This window comes from Pseudomonas sp. MWU16-30316 (genome assembly GCF_020515645.1).
GTDB lineage: Bacteria > Pseudomonadota > Gammaproteobacteria > Pseudomonadales > Pseudomonadaceae > Aquipseudomonas > Aquipseudomonas cerasi.
This window is the reverse complement of sequence record NZ_JAIZAZ010000003.1, coordinates 740230-745598: the sequence shown is the minus strand read 5'-3', so window position 1 is coordinate 745598 and position 5369 is coordinate 740230. Positions and strand designations below refer to the sequence as shown.

4 protein-coding genes are annotated in these 5369 nt (G+C 58.4%); 1 reads left to right on the top strand and 3 read right to left on the bottom strand.

Annotated elements, in window-relative coordinates:
• Nucleotides 1-289: 289 nt before the first annotated feature.
• Nucleotides 290-1063 (top strand): helix-turn-helix transcriptional regulator, encoded by a 774-nt coding sequence (locus tag LCH65_RS14385; protein WP_003369600.1) that lies wholly within the window; start codon nucleotides 290-292, stop codon nucleotides 1061-1063.
• An 89-nt stretch (nucleotides 1064-1152) separates the two neighbouring features.
• Here the strand turns inward: LCH65_RS14385 and LCH65_RS14380 are convergent, their stop codons facing one another.
• The 3 genes from LCH65_RS14380 to rpiB form a co-directional block, all read right to left on the bottom strand.
• Complete coding sequence (locus tag LCH65_RS14380; RefSeq protein WP_226439567.1) at nucleotides 1153-3528, bottom strand: glucose/quinate/shikimate family membrane-bound PQQ-dependent dehydrogenase; 2376 nt, start codon at nucleotides 3526-3528, stop codon at nucleotides 1153-1155.
• Between the two features lie 69 nt (nucleotides 3529-3597).
• A complete protein-coding gene (locus LCH65_RS14375; RefSeq protein ID WP_003369595.1) occupies nucleotides 3598-4578 on the bottom strand; it encodes a sugar-binding transcriptional regulator in 981 nt (326 codons plus the stop codon).
• A gap of 67 nt (nucleotides 4579-4645) precedes the next feature.
• Nucleotides 4646-5107, bottom strand: coding sequence for a ribose 5-phosphate isomerase B (gene rpiB / locus LCH65_RS14370; RefSeq protein WP_003434010.1), 462 nt, complete (start codon nucleotides 5105-5107; stop codon nucleotides 4646-4648).
• Nucleotides 5108-5369: the final 262 nt, after the last annotated feature.

Here is a 5369-nt window from a genome sequence, read left to right as displayed (position 1 = left end):
GACTCAAGGTCCTTCTTGGCAGGTAGGCAGCGGATTAAGCACTGCCGTCCCAGCTGTGTATGGCCCCTTAAACCCGGACAGTGCCGTACGGCCAAATGCCAGCGCAGATACACTTTCGGCGGATTGCAATCCTGTCCCTGTTTTTTGTTACAGACGCAGGATGAAAGCTTAGGCTGAATACCCAAAGACCAAGTGCCATCATCAGGCTTATCAGTAAGTGCAATCAGTAGTTGCCGCGCAGCAGTCGACATGGTCCGTCTTTGCGCGGTCGGAATCAGGAAAGCTCAAGATGAACACGGCGCAACATTTCGAGTACAACGACGACCCACGCTTTTATCTGCAACTGGCCAAGCTGGTCTCCAGTACAGGCGACGACACTTTTGCCGGGCACATGCTGCAATTGGTGGATTCGCTGGTGCCCATTCACGGGCTTGGCCTCAGTGAATGGACGCTGGACCTGCGCGAGAGCAGTATCAGTCGTATCAATCTGCTGGGCAGCGCGGGCCTGCAGCATGATCCTCCCCACAGCGAGGACACCGGCCATCCTCTGCTCTCGAGCATTCTGAACATGCAGGACCCGCTGCTTGTCCAGCTCAGGACCCCGCTGAGCGCGCAACACCCTCAGCACAACACCCACCAGTGCAATCTGGTGTCCAGCCACGGTGAACGTCGACTGATCATCTGCTTTTATCGGCTGACCGCGCTGCGGGCGTTTTCCCTGACTGAGCTGTCCTTGCTCAAGAGTCTCTCCGACACGCTGCTGCCACTGGTCGAGCATCACGCACAGAGTCTTGCTCAGTCCAGCAGCAACGCCGCGCGGCTCGAGCCGGAACCTGGTTCGCTGGATCAGGCCTTCAGTGGCAGGCTGGCACAGGACTCGGTCACACTTTCAGCACGCGAGCAGGAAGTCTGCCTGGGCTTGCTGACCGGCGGCACCGTGGCTGAAATGGCACAGCGCCTCAAGGTCAAGAACAGTTCGGTGGAGACCTACCTCAAGCGCGCTACCGCCAAACTGGGCGTCAGCGGACGACATGGTCTGGCACGCTGGATGGCGGGTGATTGAAGCTCGCATGTTCTGGTGCCTGACGGGCAGCGATACGCCCCACGAAAAAAGGGCCATTAGAGGCCCTTCTCGCGCATACGCCTCTGCCTTCAATCAATCCGAAAGGCAATCACGCTGTCGCCCAATGTCGTACCGAGCGATCCGTGACCGCCGGCAGCAATGACCACGTACTGCTTGCCGTCGTTGCCGGTATACGTCGAAGGAATGGATTGTCCGCCTGCGGGCAACTCATGCTCCCAGAGCATTTCGCCATTATTGACGTCATAGGCGCGGAAAAAGTTATCCGCCGTTGCACCGTGAAAGGCCAATCCGCCTGCTGTCACCATCGGACCGCCATGGGCGACCATGCCCATTGGAAAGCCAACCGGGAAACGCTCCTGCATGAAGCTGGTCTTGAGGTTTTTGGTCGTGCCGACCCGGCGCATCCATTGGGTCTTGCCGGTCGTGAGATCGACCCCGGCCATGGTTCCCCACGGTGGCGCTGTGCACGGGATGCCAAGGCTTGAGGCGAATCTGGAAATACGGATGGCATAGTCCCCGTCGAAGTTCTCGTTCCAGTAGGGTTTGCCTTCCTGAGTGAACAGACGTTTTTCCTGGGCCTGCTCGGGGCGCTTGATCAGGTTGTAGACATACGCCAGACGTACCGGTGCGGCGATCAGCACCTGGCGGTCAGGATCGACGGCCACCGAGCCCCAGTTGAACACGCCTATGTTGCCGGGATAGATCAATGATCCCGACTCGGTGGCCGGTGTCCACGGATTGCCGTCATAACGAAGTCTGTTGTAGGCGATCCGGCAAGCCATCTGGTCAAAAGGCGTAACCCCCCACATGGACTTCTCGGTCAGTACGGGAGGAATGAAGTTAAGTCGCGAGACCGGCTGGGTGGGTGCAAAGCGCTCGCCGTCGACACCACCCTCGGTGCGCACACTGACCTGATCGACAGGCACGATCGGCTCGCCGGTCAGTCGGTCAAGCACGAAAATATTGCCGACTTTGGTCGGTAATACCACCGCGGGCTGGCGGTTGCCGTCCTTTCCCAGGTCCAGCAGTGAGGGCTGTGATGGGTTATCGCGATCCCAGAGGTCGTTGTTCGAAGTCTGGAATCTCCAGCGCAGCGCACCGGTTTTCAGGTCAAGAGCCACCAGCGCATCGCGAAACTGCTCGGTATTGCTGTCAGGGTTACGCCGAGTGCCGGTTTCGTCGGGCGAAGCGTTGCCGAACGGGACGTACACCAGACCGTTTTTGACATCGGCGCTCAGGGTTGCCCAGGCGACCGGCGTGTCCTGCGGATAGCTCTGGTCAGCCGCTATGGGTTGGGTGTTTTTCGGATTTTGCGGATCGAAATTCCACACCAGCCTGCCAGTGATGACGTCGTAGGCGCGAATCACCCCGGACGGGTTGCCGTCGTTATAACCGTTATCCATGATCGAACTGCCAATCACGATCAGTTCGCCCGCAATCAGTGGCGCGGAGGTCTGCATGAGCGCGTGCGGGCGGATGGTGCCCATGTTGACGCTCAAGTCGATCACACCGCCGCTGCCGAAGTCGCTGCACAGGTTGCCGGTGTCGGCATCAAGCGCTACCAGTCTGGCGTCTGCGGTGGCGGTAATGATGCGTTTGGCGCATTGAGCAGGCTGTTGTGGCTGGCCAGTCGGGCTGGAGGCCGCAGAATAGTAGCTGACGCCGCGGCAGGTCTGGTGCTGCTGCAGGTACGAGCGTTTTTTCTCGGGGGTGTATTTCCAGGCCAGTTGCCCGGTCTGCGGGTTCAGTGCATGCACTTCGTTATGAGGCGTGCACACGTACACCCGATCGTTGATCTTGAGCGGCGTGGCTTCAAAGGTGTACTCACCGGCGTCCTTGTCCTCATCACGCAGGTCGCCGGTGTGGTATTCCCAGGCCACCGACAGCTTGCCTACGTTGTCCGGGGTGATCTGATCGAGGCTGGAGAAACGCTGGCCCGCGTTGCTTCCGCCATACGCGGCCCAATCACTGCCTGCCGAGTCGGTGTTTCGGGTGGTCGCCACGTTGTCGATCCTCCCCTGCTGCGGGTACGGATCGTGAAACATCAGCGCAATCACGATCAGCAGCATTGCGCCAAGCGTTCCGCCAAGCAACGGGTGAAAACGACGGTTATCGGTACTTGAGCGCGCCTGATAAAGCGGCCGCACTACCCAAGGCATGGCCAGCCAAAGGCCGATCAGTGCAAACAGATCGCCGCGAGGAATCCACTGCCATTTGTCGAGGCCGACTTCGTAGATGATCCAGATCAGAATCCCCCACATCATCACGGCATACAGGGTAAGCGCCGATTTTCTTTTCAGGAATACCAGGGTTGCTGTGGCCAGCAAACCCAGGGCAATCACCGAGTAGGCCGGTGAACCGCCAGCAGCCACCAATTGCGCGCCCATTAACAGCAGAATGAGGCTGAGTATCGCGATCACGATACCGGTCACTTTGAGAATCATCTTCCTTGCCCTTTATTGTTATTCAATCTTGCGCCGCGACATTTTCGACCACGGATTTCGTCCGTAGTGTCAGTTTTTGCGTGTCGCGTCATCCAGGGCAAGGATGGTGTGGGCGTTGGTGACGGTGGTTGCCAGGGTGTTGATCACGCCTGAACGCAAGGCGCCCAGCGTGGCGGCGGCCTTGGTGTTTTCGCTGGCAATGGCCACTACATCGGGGATACGAAACAATTCCTGCACGGTAAGGCCGATTACCCTGCCCTGTATGGCATTGACCGCAGGCTGGCCGTGAATGTCGATGAAGTCATAGCCCATCATGTCGCCCACCGTGCCGGACAGCCTGGCCTGAGCGATTTCCTGCGGAGAGAACCAGCCCATGCGCACCATGTTGCTGTTTTCGCTCATGTCACCAATGCCGATCAGCGCCATGTCGGCACGCCGTGCGCGGTCAAGCGTCGAGCGCACAGTGTCGTTGCTGATCAGAATACTGCGCAGCTCAGGGTTGGCGACCAGCGCCGGAGCGTACAGGCTTTCGCTTTCGCCACCGAACCGCAGCGCCAGACGGCGGCAAATGTGGTCGGGGTTCATGTACTCGCCCGCCTTGAGCGAGCCGCCAATAGCACAGACAAATGTGCAGTTGCGCGTCACCGGCAGGAACACGTTGTCCGCGACCGCACCCACATTGCGGCCCATGCCCACGGCGACGATCATGCCGTCACCAAGGGTCTTGTTGAGGTAGTTGGCAACCAGACTGGCGACCGCCGAGCGCTGAGTATCCGGGTCACTGTGGTCGACTGCAATCAACGCCCTGTCCAGCTGAAACCGTTCGACCAGCGCCAGTTCCAGCTCGTTGTTCATCGCCGGGTGCTGCAGCACCCGTACTTCGACAATCCCTTCATCGCGTGCGCGTTTGAGCAGTCGGCTGACTTTTGCGCGCGACAGGTCAAAGCGTTTGGCGATGGCTTCCTGAGTGACGTTCTCAAGGTAATAGAGCATCGCGACTTCAGTCATCAGATCGATGTCGCTGGCCATGCGCTGGGTACTGTCACTCATGTGGACGGGCTTCCGTTTCGGCGTCAAAGGCACATTCTCCCTACTCGCGCCCTGTCCCGTCCACTGACTATTGATGCCCGTCACGCTCTATCGCGTTGATGCGCTCGACCTTGGCGCCGGAGCGCGCGGCTTCGAACTCCGACTCCAGGAACGATTTGACGATGCTTTTCGCCAGTTCCGCGCCGATCACCCGTGCACCGATGGAAAGAATTTGCGCATCGTTGCTCTTGCGCGCCCGCTCAGCCGAGTAGGTGTCGTGGGCCTGGGCCGCACGAATGCCTAAGACCTTGTTGGCGGAGATGGCCATGCCTATTCCGGTCCCGCAGACCAGCACGCCAAGCCGCTGCTGCCCGGCATTAATGGCTGTGGCCACGGCCAGGGCGATGTCCGGGTAAAGCACCGGTGCCGTGGAATGAGTACCGAAATCGGTCACCGGATAACCCAGCGACTCGATATGGCGCTTCAACAATTCCTTGAGTTCATAACCCGCTTCATCACATCCGATAGCCACCGGGAAAGGTGTGTTCATGGCATCAGGCTCCGCTGCCGAGGTCTTATTATCTGACCAAATGTTCAATCGGTGAAATTCCGATCAGTCATTTCTGAAACATTAGCCTGGTTCTGTCAAGCAAGTTTTCCAACGAATCCTGAACAAAAGCTCAGAACTGCCGCAGGATTGCCGTTAAACGAACACTTGAAAACTTTTACAGGAAACAGATTGACTGATCAGAATTTCATTTGGTACACATATGCTCACTGAGCAACGCATCAGCACCTAATAAGAATTCACA

What these genes read in the sequence shown, in the direction of transcription:
- rpiB (WP_003434010.1), bottom strand. Translation starts at nt 5,107, where the DNA reads ATGAACACACCTTTCCCGGTGGCTATCGGATGTGATGAAGCGGGTTAT.
- LCH65_RS14380 (WP_226439567.1), bottom strand. Translation starts at nt 3,528, where the DNA reads ATGATTCTCAAAGTGACCGGTATCGTGATCGCGATACTCAGCCTCATT.
- LCH65_RS14375 (WP_003369595.1), bottom strand. Translation starts at nt 4,578, where the DNA reads ATGAGTGACAGTACCCAGCGCATGGCCAGCGACATCGATCTGATGACT.
- LCH65_RS14385 (WP_003369600.1), top strand. Translation starts at nt 290, where the DNA reads ATGAACACGGCGCAACATTTCGAGTACAACGACGACCCACGCTTTTAT.